Genomic DNA, 18,237 nt, shown 5'->3' with positions numbered 1-18,237 from the left:
ATGTCAAAATTTACGGATCAAAAGGAAGAAGAGTTGTACTCCCACCCAATAGGGTATAGACTATTGTCAATAAAACTATTGGATTGTCTAAAGGAGAGATTTGCATGAAGCCGACTGCACTGATTACCGGAGCTTCCGGGGGAATCGGGTATGAACTTTCCCTGCTTTTCGCGAAGGCTGGTTATAACTTGATCGTTGTAGCAAGATCTGAAGATAAACTCGAGGAGCTGCGAAATGAATTGGACGGCCACCCCGTTACCATTCTTCCGCAGGATCTGTCAGAACCCGGGGCCGCCCAAATTGTTTACGACAAAGTCAAAGAACTCGGCTTGAACGTCACCGTGCTCGTGAACAATGCAGGGTTCGGCCTGAACGGCCTGTTTGAGGAGCTTCCGCTGTTAGACCAGCAGAAAATGCTGCAAGTCAACGTCAATGCACTCACAGAGCTCACCCACCTGTTTCTGCCGGAAATCAAAGCGGCACGATTCCGCTCCATTCCAAAAGGCATCCTGAATATCGCCAGCACTGCGGCGTTTCAGCCCGGGCCGAAAATGGCCGTATATTATGCATCCAAAGCCTACGTCCTTTCCTTCTCCGAAGCTCTTGTGGAGGAACTGAGGGACACGAACGTCACTATCTCGACGCTGTGCCCGGGCGCAACAGAAACCAACTTCTTCAAGACAGCTCAGGCAGAGCATACGAAGCTGGTCAAGCAGACGATGACACCGGAAGCTGTTGCTAAATCAGGGTTTGTCGGCTTTGTTAAAGGCCGCCGTGTCATCATTCCCGGGCCGGCCAACCAGACGATGGCTTATGCGGCGAAACTGCTTCCTCGTTCCTGGGCTGCAAAAGCCGCTCATTATATGGATCAATAATTCTTATGTCCCAGACCTTTCCTCCTGCCGCCATCTCCTTTATACTTGATATATTGGAAGAAAATTCTTAAACAGGGGGCAGAGGTATGAAGAAATGGATCTTATCCACCGTCCTTCTTCTGCTCGCAGCTGCCGGCACAGGCTGGTATTTGATGAGCACACAGGCTGAAGCAATGACAGAACAAGAAGTCAAGGAAGCCGTAGAAGAATCCGCTGAGGAAGCGGATGAAAAGCTTCAGACCTATGAGGAAGAAGGTAAAAATCCATTCGGTCATGAAAAAAGCCAAAGCGAACTGACAGATTCCGATTATCAAAGCTACATCCACTCCATGTCCCACCAGAAAGTGAAAGCCGATAAAAAGTGGGGATTTACAACTATCCACCCGGAACGTATTGAGTGGCTGCTTGAGGGACTGGATCAGACTACGCTTACTCATAGACAGACATATGAAGAGATCCTGACGAAATGGCACGCAGGTGATTTCTCAACGGCTGATGAGGACCATAACCGGATCTGGACGCTTCAGAACGGGAACGTCGGCAAAGCCACAGGTGTGCTCTCTCCTCAGGAAGAAGCCCAATTCATGCAGAAACGAAAAAACTGACCCCGTCTCCGGGGTCAGTTTTTTTACATTTCTTCGGCTGCTTTACGAAAACCATAGAACGAGCGGTAGCCTGAATGAGAATAGTAGCCTTCCGAGCTTTCTGTAGCCAGCATGTCCACGCGGGCGTTCGGATAGCATTCATGGGCGGTTCTTACAAGCTGTTCGGCAATTCCCTGCTTGCGGCAGGATTCCTTAACGAGGAGTTCACAGATGTACAAAGTGGTCGTCCCGTCGGTCAACCCTCTCAAATAACCGACGAGTTCTCCAGATTCATCCACGGCCACGAGGGCAGGTTCCGAATTGATCCAGGCGCACAGCGTTTCTTCATTATGCTGCACAAGCCCCTCCCATCCTTCTTGTTGATTCAACTGATGAACACTATCAAAGTCTTGTTCGCGAAACGAGCGGATTTGAATGGATTCCATCGTTTCCTCCCTTTCTTTTCCAAGTTTTCTCCTGTTAAGTTTCCCAGTCTGTCTATGATGAAGCCTGATCTCTTTACTCTATTATACGATACAATTCCCTATTCGTTTCATTCTATGTGTCTTTTTTCCGTCAATGATGAGAGAAAAGTATGATAAAATAAGAGCGATTGTTTTCTTATCGACACAAGGAGTGGAATGACTATGAAACGTTGGTTGATGCTGACAGGATTATTTTTTCTGGCTGCCTGTTCCTCACAAAATTTATCCTATGAAGATTTAACCGCTGCTTATCCCGAGGACTTCGCAGATCCTATCCAGAACCTTTCTGAAACACAGCAGGAAAACCTTGGCCTGCCTTCTGATATGCCTTTTGAAGTGACCATGGTGGAATCCTCTGTTGGAGAAAATGAAGCCGAGGTAACCTATACATCCGATACCGAGCAGAAAGCTGTCGTTACGACCTTATACAGTCCCGGAAACATCCTGCAGGAATCCGAACTGCAGGTACCATTGGATTCCGGAGCGCTGGCAGGCGTACTGGAAAAAGAGACACATGTGTTTGTGGAATGGTATGAAGGAGAAGAAGATATCATCTATCAGGTTGAATATTACGGCCCTGCTGAAGAGCGTTCGGAAAAAGCTGTGGAAATCGCCAATCATCTATAAAAGCTGCCGGGAAACCTTCCCCGCAGCTTTTATATGTGGTCACAGACTGCCGTATTCATTGAACTTTTTCCAGTTTCTTAAACATCCGGCTGATCGGCCTTGGTGCCTTCAGGTTATCGAAGAAAACAAGGTACGTGTTCTTCTTTTCATCAATGGATTGAATAGTCCCGATGCCGAACACGGGATGATGGACACGTGTTCCTTTTTCAAACCCTTTTTGAGGAGCCTCTTGTTTTAAATGGTGAGAGGCCCGGATGTAATCCTCCGCTTCTTCTATAAGGGCTGGATCAAGGTCCCCGACACGCTCATATAAATCTTCGTTCACCTCAAAGATGAAGCGGGACGGATATTTTTTCTGCCCTCCATTTTGAAAGCCCTCCGACTCTGTCATATACAACGCCTTTTCGGCACGGGTAACGGCGACATAGGCAAGTCTCCGCTCTTCTTCAAGCCCACGCTCCTTCCGCTGACGGATGGTCCGCACACTTGGCATGACCCCTTCTGTCATGCCGATCACAAAAACATAGGGGAATTCCAGACCTTTGGCAGTATGGATCGTCATTAGTTTGATCGTATCCTTACGCTCTTCTCTGTCGTGATCGGTATACAAAGAAATCATCTGCAGGTACTCATCCAAATCGATATCTTCTCCGAGCGTCTGTTCATACTGGACGATGGAGTGAAGCAGTTCGGCCAGATTATCCAGGCGTTCCTGGTCCCCGTCTTCGCGGCGGTAGGCTTCATAACCCGTCTTCTGCATCGCTTCCTGCAGCAGTTCCGACACGTTCAATTCTTTCTTCCTCTCCTTGAGTTCCTCCATGGCACCAATGAATGCTTTGGCCCCTGTCCGCTGAAGCTGCTCATGATCCGCGTATTTTTTCAAGGTCTCATAATAAGAAAGCCCCTCTGCCTCTGCCCTCTGACGGATAAAGGCCATCCGTTTTTTACCGATCTGCCTTTTCGGCACATTGATCAGTCTTGAAAACGATAAGTCATCTCCTGCAGCGATCATTTTCAGATGAGCGAGAGCATCCTTGATCTCCATCCGGTCAAAAAATTTAAAACCTCCGAAAATAGTATACTCCAGGTTTTCCGCCATAAGTTCCTGCTCCACATAACGCGATAAATAACCTGCTCTGTATAAAACAGCCACATCACTGAGCCGCGCCTGCTTTTCCTCAACAAGACTTTGAATCTGCTGAACAATCCATTTCGCTTCCTGTATGTCGTTTTTTCCGTGGTAATGGACCGCTTTGACTCCAGGCGGGTGGACAGGAAGCATATCCTTATCCACACGGAAGTAGTTATTTTTAATCAACGCATTGCCAAGGGAGAGGATTTCAGGGGTGGAACGGTAATTTTCCTTCAGAAAGACTGTCTGTGCCCCCGGGAAAAATTCGTCGAACTCGACCATATACTTCGGATCCGCCCCCCGCCATTCGTAGATCGTCTGATCAGGGTCACCAACAACGAACAGGTTCTCATGTTCCTGTGCGAGCATGCGTACAAGTTCGAACTGCTTCAGACTGCTGTCCTGGAATTCATCGACCTGGATGTAATACAGACGGTCCTGCCATTTGGACAGTACATCCGGATATTGTTCAAAAAGGACAAAGACGAAATTCAGCAGGTCATCGAAATCCAGGCCGTACACGCGTTTTTGTTTTTTTAAATAGTGTTGTAGAATCTGCCCGTCCAGGTCACCGGATTCATCAGCCGCAGGCATGCCGCCGCGCATGATCATCTGTTGGACATAATGGGTATTTCCTTTCAATATTCCGATCTTGTCCAGAAGGCGCTTGAAGGTTTTCTCATTCATCTTCAACCCCATATCTTCAAATATCTCCCGCAGCAGTGTTTTCTGGTCTTCGACGTCTAAAATGGAGAAATTTTTCGGATAGAAGAGACGATGGATATCCTCTCGGAGCACACGGACGCAGAAGCCGTGATAAGTCGTAATGAATCCTGTATCCTGTTCGCCGCCGATCAGGCGCTTCACCCTTCTCCTCATTTCATGAGCTGCCTTATTCGTAAAGGTTACAGATAATACATGGGCCGGATCCACGCCCAGTTCATTGACGATAAACGCATACCGGTGCGTCAGTGCTCTCGTTTTCCCCGAACCTGCACCGGCCACGACGCGGATGTATCCTTCCGTAGAAACGACAGCCTCCTGCTGAGCTTCGTTCAATCCTTCCATCAGTTTTTCCATAGTGATTCACCTTCCAAGAACATTTGTTTGTATTATAGCACACTGAATCGGTTTGAAGCCTCAGTGGAACGGATATGGACCTGTGGAAGGAGAGGAAATTATGACCAGCGATATCACCCCTTTATTTGAAGAAAAGATCGTTCAGGACAACCGCTTTAAAAACCGCTATGTGGTCGCACCGATGACAAGAGTCAGCGCGGCCAACAACGGGACAGCCAATGAGCGGATGAAGCAGTATTATGAGCGCTATGCTAAAGGTGGATTCGGAGCAGTCATCAGCGAGGGCATCTACCCGGACCGTACCTACTCCCAGGGATACTCAAACCAGCCGGGGCTTGCCGACGAACAGCACCGGGACGCCTGGAAGCCAATCGTCCGGGGCGTTCATCAGCATGGATCCCTGTTCATTGCTCAAATCATGCACGCAGGTGCCCAGTCGCAGGGAAACGCCTACACGGACCAAACCATCGCCCCTTCAGCTGTGGCCCCTAAAAATGATCAGCTGCCTTTTTACGGTGGGAAAGGCCCGTTCCCTACCCCGAAAGCAGCCACTCATGCGGAACTGGAAGAAATCAAGCAGTCCTTCGCACACTCTGCACGACTGGCTAAGGAAGCAGGGTTTGACGGCGTAGAGCTTCACGGAGCCAATGGTTACCTGCTGGATCAGTTCATGACCGATTATTTCAACCAGAGAGAAGATCAGTACGGAGGAACAACGACCAACCGGATGCGGTATATTCTTGAAGTCATCAAGGAAGTCAGGCGGGAAGTCGGCCATGATTACCTTCTCGGCATTCGGATTTCGCAGGGGAAAGCCTCCGATGGCGAACACCGCTGGGCTCTTGGTGAAACAGATGCCAAAACCATCTTCGGTAAACTCGGTGAATCTCCGATCGATTTCATCCATGTAACAGATAAAGACGGAACAGCCTCCAGCTTCGGAGAGGGGTCCCTTTCCATGGCTGCCGCTGCGAAGATGTTCAGTGGTCTTCCTGTCATTGCCAACGGCGGTCTTCATGAGACAGACAAAGCCCTGCAGCTGTTGAGCAGCGAAGAGGCTGATTTCATCAGTCTCGGTACAGCAGCGCTCCAAAATCCGGATGCACCGAACCGCATCCTTAACGGTCAGCATCTGGACCCCTTCGATTTTTCATCCATCATGCTGCCACAGGCGGAAATTAAGGATCACGAATTGAAAAAAGAAGTACGGAGATGAAAAAGAGGCGCATGTCTCATGCGCCTTAGCTTGTAGAGAAACCTAGTTTCTCTACAAGCTTTTTTTCTTTCCGCTGAATGTCCACATCAAACAGGAACAGTTCCGGCAGGGTACAAATACTTCCAGAACCCGAAGAAGACCACTTCCTTACTTCCGCTTATTTAAAAAGTAGTCTGCGGCTTGAGGAAGGTTTTTGAACGTCCGCACACCGGACAGACTGATCCGGTTCTGTGTGAACTGCATCACCACCTGTGGACGCATTCCAGCAAGAACCACTTCAATACCAAGCAGCTGGAGGCTGACAATCAAGTCTCTAAGCAGGTGCACCCATTCATCTTCTACGGACACGATTCCAGAAAATTGAACAGCCAGACGATTGATCCGCTGGTTTTGACAAAGCTCCGGCACACGGGTCAGGAGGACCTCCTTCTGCTCTTCCCTGAGGATCGGCTGCAGGGGAAGCAGGGCAAAGCCATCAGCCACTTTTACGATGTTCGCCGTCATTTCCTCAATGATGTGGATCAGCTGTTTCTCCCTGTAATAGGATTGGGTCCTGTCAAAAATCCTGGTTAGATTGTAGCCCTTCCCTTCATATGTAAATGGTCGGGTATGAACCTTGAATACATACTCCTCCCCCTGCCAATGCATCGGATAATCATCTACAATCAAAGGCCTTTGTTCTTTCGTTGAATTTGTCACCACCCGCCTCTCCGGATCGATATCCGGAAAGAGTGTGTGAAGGGACTCCCCCGCTGCTTGATTTCCCTGAAGACCAAACAATTCAATAAATGCCGGATTGACATAGGTAATGATATACTGATCATCAGAAATCAATACCCCTTCATCAAGAAGATCCATGGCCGCCTGTAAAATCATACATAAGCCTCCTCATTATATTTGGCTGGAATGAACGGTCTTAAAACAAAAAAAGTGCGCCATCAGGTTCTGTTTGAACAATGATGACGCACTCTTTTTTATGCTTTTTCCATTTTGTCAGGCGTAGATATGATAGCAACGTGCTTTAAGTTTCCTATAGTATCAAATTCAATTTCCAGGCAGTCTCCCGGTTTCACAAAACCGATCAGTCGTTCTTTCAACACGTACAATTCATTCTGAAACTCTGAATCCTCTACAAGGATTGCGTATGAACCTTCGTATCGATCGAGTCTGTACTGATTCACCTACTCAAACCCTTTCTACTTGGAATTCTCTATAGAGACATTCCTTCCCTGTCTTCTGTCTCTTTTGAAGTATCATTCCCTTTGCACCCTATGACTAAACATGTCGAATTTACGGTGAACTGGACTGAAGAATTCAAACGTGGTAAACTAAAGACTAACGACCGTTAGTTTGTAGTCAGGAAGGATGATTGGATGACAAAAGAAACAATCAGGCAGGAAAGTTTACGCCTTTTCGCCAGACATGGCTATGAGAACACGTCGTTAACGATGATCGCCGATGCTGTCGGGATTAAAAAACCGTCTCTTTATAATCACTTTGACAATAAGGATGCCATCTTCCTCGATGTGCTTTATCACGTCGGAGATTTGGAAAAGGAACGGATCATGCAGCAAGCTCCACAACTGAAGGGAATGACGGTGAAAGCGCAGCTTCACCAGTTCTACCGGTTTTATTTAGAACGCATGGCCCATTCCACAGAAGGGCTTTTTTTTAAGCGTGTCACCTTCTTCCCACCTGAAAAGTTTACGGCTGAAATCAAAGAGGTATTCCTTATGGTGGAAGATCAAATGACCGCTGTCATTCAGCCGATCATGGAAAAAGGAATAGCGGAGAAGAAAATCCGCCCTCTTTCTACAGATACGCTGACTTCTGCTTTTTATACGTTAATTGACGGTCTGTTCTTGGAAGAAAACTACTATGATCAGGATGTGTTCGAACAGCGCCAGCTCAGCAGCTGGGAAATTTTCTGGCTCGGCATCCAGACACAACATCAGGAGGGATCGTAAAATGCCATGGGTCTATTTGTTTGTCGGCGCCTTGTTTGAGATCGCCTGGGCGGTCGGCTTGAAACTGTCCGAGGGCTTTACCGAGCCTCTATACTCCACCATCACCGTCGTCTGCATCATCATCAGCTTCGCTTTGTTTACAATGGCATTAAAAAGCCTGGATGTAGGCACAGGCTACGCCATATTCACCGGGGTGGGGGCTGTAGGAACAGCGCTGGTCGGTATGATTTTTCTCGGCGATGCCGGTGGTATCGGGAAGATATTCTTCATCGTTCTGTTGATTACGGGAATTATCGGATTGAAAATGACAGATTCTGCTTCATCAAGTCAGGCACAGGAGGGATAACATGGCTTGGATTTTCTTAATTCTCGCAGGAACAGGGGAAATGACTTCCATGTTCTTTTTAAAATTGTCGGATGGGTTTAAAAAGAAGCTGCCGACACTGGGTGCCGCCATTGCGATGAGCGGCAGTCTTTATTTCCTCTCCTTGTCTTTGAATGACCTTCCGATCGGCACGGCTTATGCGATCTGGACAGGAATCGGATCGGCAGGAACCGTTCTGCTGGGCATCCTCTTTTTTAATGAGAAAGCAACACCGAAACGGCTGTTGTTTATTGCCTGTATCCTTACCGGTATCATCGGTTTGAAATTGGTTTCATAATATCCATCAGAACCTTGTGTTCTTTTCAAAGAATGCTTACAATAAAAGAAGCAGGCTGTTGCAGTATACCGACATTTTCTGCAGTGATGGAGGAATAGAAAGATGCGTAGAGTGTTAATGGCTGTCATGGTAATCATTGTGCTTGGTTTCAGTTATGTAGGATACACCAATATAGATCCTGAAGTAGATGCCAATCCTGAAATATCACAGGAAACGAAACAATATTAAAAAGCCTTTCCGCTTTGAAGCGGAAAGGCTTTTATTTTTATTTTCGGGGAAGATCCACGTTCAGATCTTCTGCCCACGTTTCTTCAAGGTATTGGTCACGCCCGGAATTTCCTCGGTAGTAGTCATAGCGGAGCTTGTTTTTCTTGTAATAATCCTGATGATATTCTTCCGCCCGGTAAAATGTCTCTGCTTCCACAATGCGTGTTACGATGTCCTCATCGAACCGTCCGGACTGTTCGAGTTCTCTGCGGGACTGTTCAGCCGTCTGTCTCTGCTCGTCATTAAGATAAAACACCGCTGATGTATATTGATACCCGCGGTCTACAAACTGACCTTCATCATCCGTCGGATTGATCTGCCTCCAGAAAACATCAAGGATCTGCGCATAGGAAATCACATCAGGGTCGAAATAAACTTGCACCGCTTCAATGTGGCCGGTCCCCCCGGCAGACACTTCTTCATAAGTCGGATTTTCCACATCTCCACCGGTATAGCCGGAGACGACACTATGGACGCCCTTCAATTTTTCAAACGGTGGCTCCATACACCAGAAACACCCTCCAGCCAGCACAGCTGTTTCGTACCCTTCCGGAATTTCTGATGCGCCCACTTCCTCACTCTCATAATTCCGCTCTGTTACATAGGAGTAAATCTCAGGGACAGCAAATGCTGCGCCTATAAGCAGAACGATGATGCCGGCCGTCCATATCCTTTTTTTCTTCACACAGAGGCCTCCCTTGTCGTGTTGAATTTCTTTAAGCATACCACGGAATAAAAATTCCAGACAGAATTCTGCTGTCTTTACTCTTCGTCCTCCAAGGTGAGCCCCTCCACATACTTGCGGTTCATCATCCGGTCGATTTTCCTGTATTCCTTCGACTTGAAAATGATATCAAAATCGTAATCTTCCGGGTAAAGCTCTTCGGCCGGGATATGCAGTTTCAACCGTTTATGATTGTACGTCTGCTTCTCCCCCTTCACTTGAACTACATAATTACCTCTTGCATCCGGGCCTGTGTAGACGATACCGGCCGCATCTGAATCAGGGACCTGCACATTATCGCCCATTTTGAAAGAAGGCGGCTGTTTGCTGTCGTTACGCTTCCGGTTCTTCTTATACCGGTTGCCGGCCACCTGACTGGCATAAGAGGAATGTTTGCGCTGTTCTTCCTCCAGCTTATAGGATGCCTCTTCCTTGTAGGTGATCTGATGAGCGTGGTTAAGAATATCCGGATGCAGTCCGAGCTTATAAGCGATGTCGAACGCCTGGCTCTCGCCGGCTGTACCCGTCTGCAGCTGATACGTCGGCTTCAACGTTTCCAGATCAAATGCCATCGCACCGTTGATGAACCCATCCTTTTCCTTCGCATAAGCTTTCATTTCACTATAATGAGTCGTAGCCAGAATATCCGATCCTTTGGCAGCCAGCTGATCCAGGATGGCTGTTGCAAGCCCCATCCCCTCTCCAGGTTCTGTACCGGATCCTATTTCGTCTAATAACAACAGCGAATGGTCGTTCGCTTTTTGTAAAATGTCAATCAAGTTCGTCAAACGTGAGCTGAACGTACTCAAATTCTCCTCAATGCTCTGACCGTCCCCAATGTCCACATAAATCGACTGGTATAACGGAAGAAGACTTCCCGGCTCTGCGGGAATGTGAAGTCCTGTCTGGGCCATCAGGCAGAACAAGCCGACGGTTTTCAATGTAACCGTCTTTCCGCCGGTATTGGGACCTGTAATAAGCAGCGCCTGTTCCCCTTCATTCATGTGAAGGGTCAGGGGCACCGCCTTCTCTCCGAGCATCGGATGCCGGCCCTGATTGATTTTCAACTCGTGATCGGTAAATACCGGTGTATGAGCCCCCGTCAGACGACTGTATTTGGCCTTCGCGAATAAAACATCATACTGATGCATCGTCTCGACAGCTATGGAGAGATCCTGTTCATGCTCCAGCACCGCTCCAGTCAACGTATATAAAATCTGTTCGACTTCCTGCTCCTCACTGAACGTCAATAGCTGCCGTTCTTCCTGAAGGCGGGTCACTTCTTCCGGTTCAACAAAGAGAGTGGCCCCAGACGCCGATTGATCCAGTACGGTTCCTTTCATTTTTGAGCGCTGCTCCCTTTTCACCGGCAGTGTCCACCGGCCGCCTTTATCCATGGGACGTGCCTCCTGCATGATGGACGCATACTTTTTAGCCAGGCTGTTCATTCGTTCCTTGATTTCCTCTGTTTTCTTCTCTCTTTTTCTCCTGATCTTTGCGAGCTCCTTTGAAGCATGGTCGTCGACCTGCGCATGGCGGATTGCTGAGGCGATATTTTCTTCAAGACTGGTCAGCTCCGTCATGGATTCTGCATAGAAAGCAATTCTCGGAGCGATCAGCTGCTGCCCCTTCATAAACCGCTTCAGTTTCGTACAATGATCCAGGAAAGAAAGCAGAACCATCAGCTGTCTCGGTTGAAGGTAGAGGCCTTTCTGCGCCTGCTCCAGCATTCCCTGAATGTCAGCGAGCGTATGGAGCGGGACACGGCTCTGGGTGGCGAGGATGGCTTTGGCTTCTTCTACTTCCTCGTGCATCAGTTCCAGTCGTTTTCGATCTTGAATCGGTCTTGATTCAATAATGGTCTGTTTTCCCAGTTCTGTATGGGCATGCTCAGCTGTACGGTTCAAAATTTCATGATATTCCAATACTTGAAAAGTTTGGTCGTTCAATGTGATTCCCCCTATATTTATCCATATAAAAAAGCCCGCGGCAAGCTGAAATAAGCTCATCGCGGACTTTTGTGTGAACGTCGTCTGTTCCACGGGATACAAAAAAGCTGTGACTGAAAAGCAGCCACAGCTTCAAAGACGTATCTGTCCAGGCTATGCTTATGCTTGTTCTTAACTGTTCCTAAAAAGGCGGCACTTAAACAAGCATGCAACCGTGCACACTTTTTACACCTGATTAGAAACGTATCCAGTTCATGGATTAGTTAAGAACAACCACACTCATACATCATTCTCCTTTGTTATAAGGATCGTTCTGCGTGGAACAGACGATTCATCCTCTTTAATATAGGAGATTCGCGTTCATTTGTCAACGGGAAAGACATCCTGCAGTTTCCGTTCGGATGTCGGGGCGGTTTCTGCTCCGAGCGATCTACGGATGATTTTCATCGCATTATCGTTCCCTTCATGCGATTCCGAGGCCGAGAGATTCGAAGGAACCCACAGCTCATAATCCCTCATATACGCATCGTTCGCTGTAAACAGAACACAAATGTCTCCGGCGACTCCTGATAAAATCAACCGGCTCACTTCAAGCTGATTCAAAAGAATCTCCAACTGCGTCCCGAAAAAACCGGAATGCTTCGGCTTAATGATGAAGAAGTCATCCTCTTCCGGTTGCGTAAGCTCCACCAGCGGCTCTCCCCTGGACTGGCGGCATGTATCTATGATGTCGGAGGCGTTGTCCTGCCACAGACCGAAGTTGTCATTCACATAAATGACAGGAATCCCCTGCTCCTTCATTTCTTGCTTGAAGCTCTGCAGATCTTCAGCCGCAGGAAGAGCATACTCCAACAGGTCCTTTCCCCCGTCAAAATCCAATGTATTCATCATATCAATAATAAGAAGGGCCGTGGACGATTTCATGTTTAATCTCCCCGGTATTCTTCCGGCCCTGCAGGAATCTGGCGCTTATGGGCCGTCTGTTTATGTCTGTCTTTCAGCTGTTTCTCATCTTCGGGATCGATTTTCTCCCCGCGCAGATAAGCGTCAATCGTATCATAGGACATGCCGAGCTCATCTTCGTCCGTCTGCCCTTCCCACAACTCTGCACTCGGTTTTTTCTCAATAACGGAGGAAGGCACATCCAGCGCTCCCGCCATTTCCCGGACTTCTTCTTTTCTCAGGTTAATCAACGGTACGAGATCAACGCCACCATCCCCGTACTTGGTAAAGTAGCCTGTATAATCCTCTGCGGCATTATCCGTTCCAACAACAAGATAATTGTAGTTGTTTCCAACGGCATACAGCGTACTCATGCGGAGGCGCGCCTTCAGGTTCGCTCCACCCAGCTGCGATTTATCCTCCTTCCAGTCCCCTTTCTCCTCAATCTGTCCTTTTACTGCCTGATACGTCGTTTCATAGGCGTCCGTCAGATTGATACCGATGTAATCAAGGTCCGCCCCTTCTACAACGGCCAGCGCATCCGTCTGTTCCTCCATCTTTTTGTTGATCGGCAGCAGGACTCCAAGCGACTGTTCAGGGAATGCCTTTTTGACAAGATAGGAAACGACAGCTGAATCAATTCCGCCGCTGATCCCGACAAGGGCTCCATCCGCCCCTGCCTCTTCGACTTTATCCTGCAGCCACCGGACTAAATAGTCAATACGTTCTTCCATCGTAAAAACTCCCTTCCAAATGTCATCTAATCCTCTTCTTCCTTTTACTTCCTTTTTATAAACCTGCTCTATAAACAAATGACTTTTCATTTTTTAAAAAGTAGGCAATAATGGAGACTAGTGATCCTCTTCAAGGAGTGAAAGATATGATACAAAATGAACAACACGTACTCGTGATCTTCCCCCACCCCGATGATGAAGCATTCGGCGTGTCCGGAACGATCTCCACTTATATAAATCAGGGCACACCGTTAACCTACGCCTGCCTCACACTTGGGGAAATGGGAAGAAACCTCGGCCGTCCCACGTTCGCCACGAGGGAATCACTGCCTGACATCCGGCGCAGAGAGCTTGTCAAAGCGGCTGAAGCTATGGGCATCGAAGATCTCCGTATGATGGGGCTCCGGGATAAAACACTGGAATTCGAAGACGATACAGAGATGAAAAATATGGTCAGCCAGCTCATCGACGAGTTGAACCCATCCCTTGTCATCAGTTTTTATCCAGGATATGCCGTCCATCCCGATCATGAAGCGACAGCGCGCGCCGTTGTCCGGGCGCTGCGCGACATCGATGAAGACAAACGGCCGAAGTTCCACGCTGTTGCCTTCGCCAATGATACAGAGGAAAACCTGGGGAGTCCGGACGTGATTAACGACATCCGCGGTGTCCAGGAACAGAAAATGAATGCCATGCGCGCCCATATCTCCCAGACAGCTGCTATGCTGGAAATGCTTGAAGAAGGCATCAAGGTCAACGATCCGGAAGCTCTTAAATGGGTGACCGAAGAGAAATTTTATACGTATGACTGGTCCAGCGATCAGGTCACCTAAAACATAAAAGTTCTGCTCCATGGAGCAGGACTTTTTTTGTAGTTCGAACGATCCAAATCATTCTTACACTGGCAGATTTTCACCGATCTGTCTAAATTCAGGACTCCATGACCATGATGGAAATGATATTCTATAAAAAGGGTCAACATAAAGGAGATGATTTTTTGAAGAACGCAGCCATTTTAGTGACAGCCCTTATACTTACGATTTTTTTAACGGCCTGTGCTGATTCCGAGAACAGCGGAAGTGAAGACCAGGCCGCTCCCATACCTGAAGTTGAAGTGCTGCTCGAACAGCAGCCCTATCCAGTCAATGAACCCGTCGATATCCGCGCAGAAGTGACACAGGGAGAGGAGCCTGTCACTGATGCCTCTTATGTTAAGTTTGAAATCTGGAATACAGAGGAAGGGCAGGAAGACTCGGTAACGAAAGAAGCCGAACATACAGAAGACGGCATTTACGAGCTGTCCTATACGTTTGAACAGGAAGGCTCCTACCAGGTGATTGCTCATACGCAAGTCGATGATCTGCATACGATGCCCCAAAAAGAAGTACAGGTCGGCCATGGACAAGAGGGACAGGCCATGGATATGGAATCCAGCAAGTTCATGGTTCATTTGATGACAGAAGAAACATTCGCTGCCGGAAGTGAATCCATGCTTACGGCCCATATCAATCATATGGAGGAACCGTTCACAGAAGGTAAGGTGAAATACCTCATTACACCAGAAGCAGGTGGTGAGGAAACCGAAGTCACGGCTGAAGAAAAACAGCCGGGGGAATACCAAGGATCCTACACGTTCGAGGAAGCAGGAAACTATACAGTCACCGTCGTTTATGAACAGGAAGAGAAAGACCTTCAAGGTGAAAAACAGCAGACCATAGAAGTAATCGAATAAAAAAAGGACCACCGGGCTGCCCGGTGGTCCTTTCATTATTATACGTCCGTATTTTGAAGCTTTTTCTTCTTCGCCATTTTTTCGCGCTCGTTTTTGTTCAAGAATTTCTTACGAAGACGAACGTTCTCTGGAGTAACCTCACAGTATTCGTCATCATCAAGATACTCAATCGCTTCTTCGAGCGTCATTTGACGGGTTTTCTTGATTGTATTCGTCGTGTCTTTGTTCGCAGAACGAATGTTGGTCAAGTGTTTTTCTTTCGTGATGTTGACCGTCAAGTCGTTCTCACGGTTGTGCTCTCCGACAATCATACCTTCGTACACTTCTGTACCCGGTTCCACGAAGATGGTACCGCGGTCCTCAAGGTTCATGATGCCGTACGTGGAAGCTTTCCCTTTATCAAGAGACACAAGGACACCTTCACGACGTCCGCCGACCTGGCCTTTTACAAGGGGCGCATAGCCATCAAAAGTATGGTTCAAAATTCCATATCCGCGTGTCTGCGTCATGAATTCTGTCGCATAGCCAATAAGACCACGAGATGGTACAAGGAATTCAAGACGCACTTGCCCATTACCATCATTGACCATGTCCTGCATTTCACCTTTACGGTAACCGATGGATTCCATAACGGCACCCTGGTACTCTTCCGGTGTATCGATTTGAACGCGCTCGACAGGCTCACAAGTCTGACCATCGATTTCCTTCAGAATAACCTTAGGCTTGGAAAGCTGAAGTTCATAACCTTCCCGACGCATATTTTCCACAAGGATGGAAAGGTGAAGTTCACCACGTCCTGATACTGTGAAGGCATCAGGGGAATCTGTAGGGTCGACACGCAGGCTGACATCTGTTTCCAGCTGTGTCATCAAACGCTCTTCAATTTGACGGGAAGTTACATATTTACCTTCACGACCGGCAAAAGGACTATTGTTGACAAGGAATGTCATCTGCAGGGTCGGTTCATCAATACGAGGGATTTCCATCGCATCCTGGTGTTCAGGCAGACAGACCGTTTCCCCGACGTTAATATCCTCAAGGCCGGACAGGGCAATGATGTCACCCGCTTTGGCTTCTTCGATTTCGACACGCTTCAAGCCTATGAAACCGAATAGTTTGGAAATACGGAAGTTCTTCACTGAACCGTCCTTCTTCATCAAGGAAACCTGCTGACCGACTTTAATTTGACCATTGAAGACACGTCCGACACCAATACGGCCGAGGTAGTCGTTATAGTCAAGCAGAGTCACCTGGAATTGAAGCGGATCATCTTTCGTATCGTGCGGAGCAGGGATGTTGTTCATGATCAGCTTAAAGATCGGATCCATCGTTTCCTGCTGGTCTTCAGGCTCATCGCCGGATGTACCGTTAAGAGCAGACGCATAAACGACTGGGAATTCAAGCTGTTCGTCATCCGCTCCAAGCTCGATGAACAGATCCAGTACTTCATCGACGACTTCGTCAGGGCGGGCGTTCGGACGGTCGATTTTGTTAAGAACAACGACTGGTGTCAGTTTCTGTTCCAGCGCTTTTTTCAAAACAAATCGAGTTTGTGGCATACACCCTTCGTACGCATCGACAACGAGAAGAACGCCGTCTACCATTTTAAGGATACGTTCTACTTCTCCACCAAAGTCGGCGTGACCTGGAGTATCTAAAATATTAATACGGGCATCGTTATAATTGATCGCGGTATTCTTAGCAAGAATCGTAATGCCGCGTTCTTTTTCCAAATCGTTAGAGTCCATAGCGCGCTCATCGACATGCTCGTTATCGCGGAAAGTTCCGGAATAGTGAAGCATCTGGTCAACCAGCGTTGTTTTACCGTGGTCAACGTGTGCGATGATGGCTATATTACGAATATCATCTCTGTGTTGCATGAAGCACACACCTCTTTCGTATCGCAAATATTATTCAACCGTTCTATTATAACACAACTGCTTTAGGATCGATACCAGATTTACTTAGAGTTAACGATAGACAGCTGGCTGGTTTTGCACCTTCCCGGCAGAATCACTTCTATTCCCCATTGCACCACAGATATGGAAACAAGTAAAATAAAATCAATTGGTCCAGGTTCCTTCGAAAAAGAACCGGATACACAGCAGCCAGAAATTAGGTGTCCATCATGAAAACAAGCCGGGACGGGGAATGGCTCAACGTCATCATCCCCTTTAAATGGGACGGTTTAACAATCGAAAAGATCCTGACAAAACAATGGCATGTGCCGAGGAAACTGATGCATCGTTTCCGTTCCCAGAATGAGGTGATGCTGAACAACACCTTTCCTCATTACAAAACGACGAATGTCCACTCCGGGGATCACCTCCGCCTCCGGCTTTTCGGACCGGAGCCTTTAGAGGTAACTCCATCGTCCATGTCGATCGACCCCGTTTTTGAGGATGATCATCTGCTTGTCATCAATAAACCGGCCGGTGTGTTCACACACCCGAACCGGCCGGATGAACACGATACCCTTGTCAACGGAGCCGCCGGATATTTCCAAAGACAAGGTATACCCTCTACTCCGAAGTATGTCCACCGGCTCGACCGGGATACATCCGGAGCCATATTATTTGCCAAGCATGCACTGGCTACAGCGATGCTCGGAAAAGAAATCCAGGAAAGGAAGATCAAACGCTCCTACCTGGCCTGGGTTCACGGCAGACTTCTCCCGGAGCAGGGGACGATCATTAAACCGATCGGCAAAGATCCAGAACATACCGTAAAACGAATGGTCTCCAGGGACGGCCGGTATGCAGAGACGCATTATACCGTGTTAAGCTATGATGCCGGTCAGGACTGCTCCCTCGTTATGCTGCAGTTGGAGACAGGAAGGACACATCAAATCCGTGTGCACTTGAGCTCGATCGGATATCCATTGATCGGGGATACGCTGTACGGGGGAAAAGGGAATATCCACTATAAACAGGCTCTTCATGCAGCCAGGCTGACATTCGTCCATCCTTTTACTGAGGAAACGATTCATTGTTATGCACCTCCCGCCCCATCGTCCACGTTATTTACCAATGCTCATATTGATTTGCTGAAACAGATAAAAAACCGCTCCTGATTCCAGGAGCGGTTTCAGCTTTTAGAGAAACCCCTGTTTCTTTACAAGCTTTTTTCTTTCTTACCGCCAGGAGCGAAAGCCCCTTCCCTTTCCGCGGACGAGCGCCCGAGCTTCCTCGCAACACCCACGCTCGGCGATCTCGGACCACTCGTTCATCCGCAGGAGTGGAAGGGGCACCGCTCCTTGGG

General features: G+C 48.0%; 20 protein-coding genes. 11 read left to right on the top strand and 9 right to left on the bottom strand.

Annotated features, from left to right (window positions below; translation table 11 throughout):
- The first annotated feature begins 104 nt into the window (after nt 1-104).
- Nucleotides 105-875 (top strand): SDR family NAD(P)-dependent oxidoreductase, encoded by a 771-nt coding sequence (locus ACXAGL_RS11820; protein ID WP_474967629.1) that lies wholly within the window; start codon nt 105-107, stop codon nt 873-875.
- 86 nt (nt 876-961) lie between these two features.
- Nucleotides 962-1,480 carry a DUF6241 domain-containing protein gene (locus tag ACXAGL_RS11815; protein ID WP_474967628.1) on the top strand — a complete coding sequence of 173 codons (519 nt, stop codon included), beginning with the start codon at nt 962-964 and terminating at the stop codon, nt 1,478-1,480.
- A 23-nt stretch (nt 1,481-1,503) separates the two neighbouring features.
- Here the strand turns inward: ACXAGL_RS11815 and ACXAGL_RS11810 are convergent, their stop codons facing one another.
- A complete protein-coding gene (locus ACXAGL_RS11810; RefSeq protein ID WP_474991248.1) occupies nt 1,504-1,905 on the bottom strand; it encodes a GNAT family N-acetyltransferase in 402 nt (133 codons plus the stop codon).
- A gap of 201 nt (nt 1,906-2,106) precedes the next feature.
- Between ACXAGL_RS11810 and ACXAGL_RS11805 the strand changes: the two genes are divergently transcribed.
- Complete coding sequence (locus ACXAGL_RS11805) at nt 2,107-2,571, top strand: hypothetical protein (protein ID WP_474967626.1); 465 nt, start codon at nt 2,107-2,109, stop codon at nt 2,569-2,571.
- Nucleotides 2,572-2,626: 55 nt separating this feature from the next.
- On the opposite strand, the gene ACXAGL_RS11800 is transcribed toward ACXAGL_RS11805, so the two are convergent.
- Nucleotides 2,627-4,783 carry an ATP-dependent helicase gene (locus ACXAGL_RS11800; RefSeq protein WP_474991247.1) on the bottom strand — a complete coding sequence of 719 codons (2,157 nt, stop codon included), beginning with the start codon at nt 4,781-4,783 and terminating at the stop codon, nt 2,627-2,629.
- Nucleotides 4,784-4,883: 100 nt separating this feature from the next.
- Here ACXAGL_RS11800 and ACXAGL_RS11795 point away from each other — a divergent pair, with 100 nt between their 5' ends.
- Complete coding sequence (locus tag ACXAGL_RS11795) at nt 4,884-5,999, top strand: NADH:flavin oxidoreductase (RefSeq protein WP_474971947.1); 1,116 nt, start codon at nt 4,884-4,886, stop codon at nt 5,997-5,999.
- A gap of 147 nt (nt 6,000-6,146) precedes the next feature.
- Here the strand turns inward: ACXAGL_RS11795 and ACXAGL_RS11790 are convergent, their stop codons facing one another.
- Both ACXAGL_RS11790 and ACXAGL_RS11785 read right to left on the bottom strand, forming a co-directional pair.
- A complete protein-coding gene (locus tag ACXAGL_RS11790) occupies nt 6,147-6,875 on the bottom strand; it encodes a PAS domain-containing protein (protein WP_474967623.1) in 729 nt (242 codons plus the stop codon).
- Nucleotides 6,876-6,973: 98 nt separating this feature from the next.
- Nucleotides 6,974-7,180, bottom strand: a complete 207-nt coding sequence (locus ACXAGL_RS11785; RefSeq protein ID WP_027956119.1) for a hypothetical protein — start codon at nt 7,178-7,180, stop codon at nt 6,974-6,976.
- A gap of 192 nt (nt 7,181-7,372) precedes the next feature.
- Between ACXAGL_RS11785 and ACXAGL_RS11780 the strand changes: the two genes are divergently transcribed.
- The 4 genes from ACXAGL_RS11780 to ACXAGL_RS11765 all read left to right on the top strand — a co-directional run bounded on the left by ACXAGL_RS11780 (nt 7,373) and on the right by ACXAGL_RS11765 (nt 8,856).
- On the top strand, nt 7,373-7,966 hold the full coding sequence (locus ACXAGL_RS11780) for a TetR/AcrR family transcriptional regulator (RefSeq protein ID WP_474967622.1): 594 nt from the start codon (nt 7,373-7,375) through the stop codon (nt 7,964-7,966).
- Between the two features lies 1 nt (nt 7,967).
- Nucleotides 7,968-8,312, top strand: a complete 345-nt coding sequence (locus tag ACXAGL_RS11775; protein WP_027956121.1) for a DMT family transporter — start codon at nt 7,968-7,970, stop codon at nt 8,310-8,312.
- A 1-nt stretch (nt 8,313) separates the two neighbouring features.
- Nucleotides 8,314-8,628, top strand: coding sequence for a DMT family transporter (locus ACXAGL_RS11770; RefSeq protein ID WP_474967621.1), 315 nt, complete (start codon nt 8,314-8,316; stop codon nt 8,626-8,628).
- A 102-nt stretch (nt 8,629-8,730) separates the two neighbouring features.
- A complete protein-coding gene (locus ACXAGL_RS11765; protein WP_474967620.1) occupies nt 8,731-8,856 on the top strand; it encodes a hypothetical protein in 126 nt (41 codons plus the stop codon).
- A gap of 37 nt (nt 8,857-8,893) precedes the next feature.
- Here ACXAGL_RS11765 and msrA read toward each other — a convergent pair whose 3' ends face one another.
- From msrA to nadE, 4 genes are all read right to left on the bottom strand, one after another.
- On the bottom strand, nt 8,894-9,580 hold the full coding sequence (gene msrA, locus ACXAGL_RS11760) for a peptide-methionine (S)-S-oxide reductase MsrA (protein WP_474967619.1): 687 nt from the start codon (nt 9,578-9,580) through the stop codon (nt 8,894-8,896).
- 77 nt (nt 9,581-9,657) lie between these two features.
- Nucleotides 9,658-11,568, bottom strand: a complete 1,911-nt coding sequence (locus tag ACXAGL_RS11755; protein ID WP_474967618.1) for an endonuclease MutS2 — start codon at nt 11,566-11,568, stop codon at nt 9,658-9,660.
- A 360-nt stretch (nt 11,569-11,928) separates the two neighbouring features.
- Nucleotides 11,929-12,492: a cysteine hydrolase family protein gene (locus ACXAGL_RS11750; RefSeq protein WP_474991246.1), complete on the bottom strand. Its 564-nt coding sequence runs from the start codon at nt 12,490-12,492 to the stop codon at nt 11,929-11,931.
- A gap of 2 nt (nt 12,493-12,494) precedes the next feature.
- Nucleotides 12,495-13,244: an NAD(+) synthase gene (gene nadE / locus ACXAGL_RS11745; protein ID WP_474991245.1), complete on the bottom strand. Its 750-nt coding sequence runs from the start codon at nt 13,242-13,244 to the stop codon at nt 12,495-12,497.
- A gap of 146 nt (nt 13,245-13,390) precedes the next feature.
- Here nadE and bshB2 point away from each other — a divergent pair, with 146 nt between their 5' ends.
- Nucleotides 13,391-14,077: a bacillithiol biosynthesis deacetylase BshB2 gene (bshB2, locus tag ACXAGL_RS11740; protein WP_211225375.1), complete on the top strand. Its 687-nt coding sequence runs from the start codon at nt 13,391-13,393 to the stop codon at nt 14,075-14,077.
- A gap of 164 nt (nt 14,078-14,241) precedes the next feature.
- Complete coding sequence (locus ACXAGL_RS11735; protein WP_474991244.1) at nt 14,242-14,976, top strand: FixH family protein; 735 nt, start codon at nt 14,242-14,244, stop codon at nt 14,974-14,976.
- A gap of 38 nt (nt 14,977-15,014) precedes the next feature.
- Here ACXAGL_RS11735 and typA read toward each other — a convergent pair whose 3' ends face one another.
- Nucleotides 15,015-16,856 carry a translational GTPase TypA gene (gene typA, locus ACXAGL_RS11730; protein ID WP_027956129.1) on the bottom strand — a complete coding sequence of 614 codons (1,842 nt, stop codon included), beginning with the start codon at nt 16,854-16,856 and terminating at the stop codon, nt 15,015-15,017.
- 248 nt (nt 16,857-17,104) lie between these two features.
- On the opposite strand from typA, the gene ACXAGL_RS11725 reads away from it, so the two are divergent.
- Nucleotides 17,105-18,049, top strand: coding sequence for an RluA family pseudouridine synthase (locus tag ACXAGL_RS11725; protein ID WP_474991243.1), 945 nt, complete (start codon nt 17,105-17,107; stop codon nt 18,047-18,049).
- Nucleotides 18,050-18,237 lie beyond the last annotated feature (188 nt).

It is taken from the genome of Halobacillus sp. ABA4_118, assembly GCF_056160205.1.
Note: the sequence above shows the minus strand (reverse complement) of the source record. Positions and strands in the feature narration are given on the sequence as shown.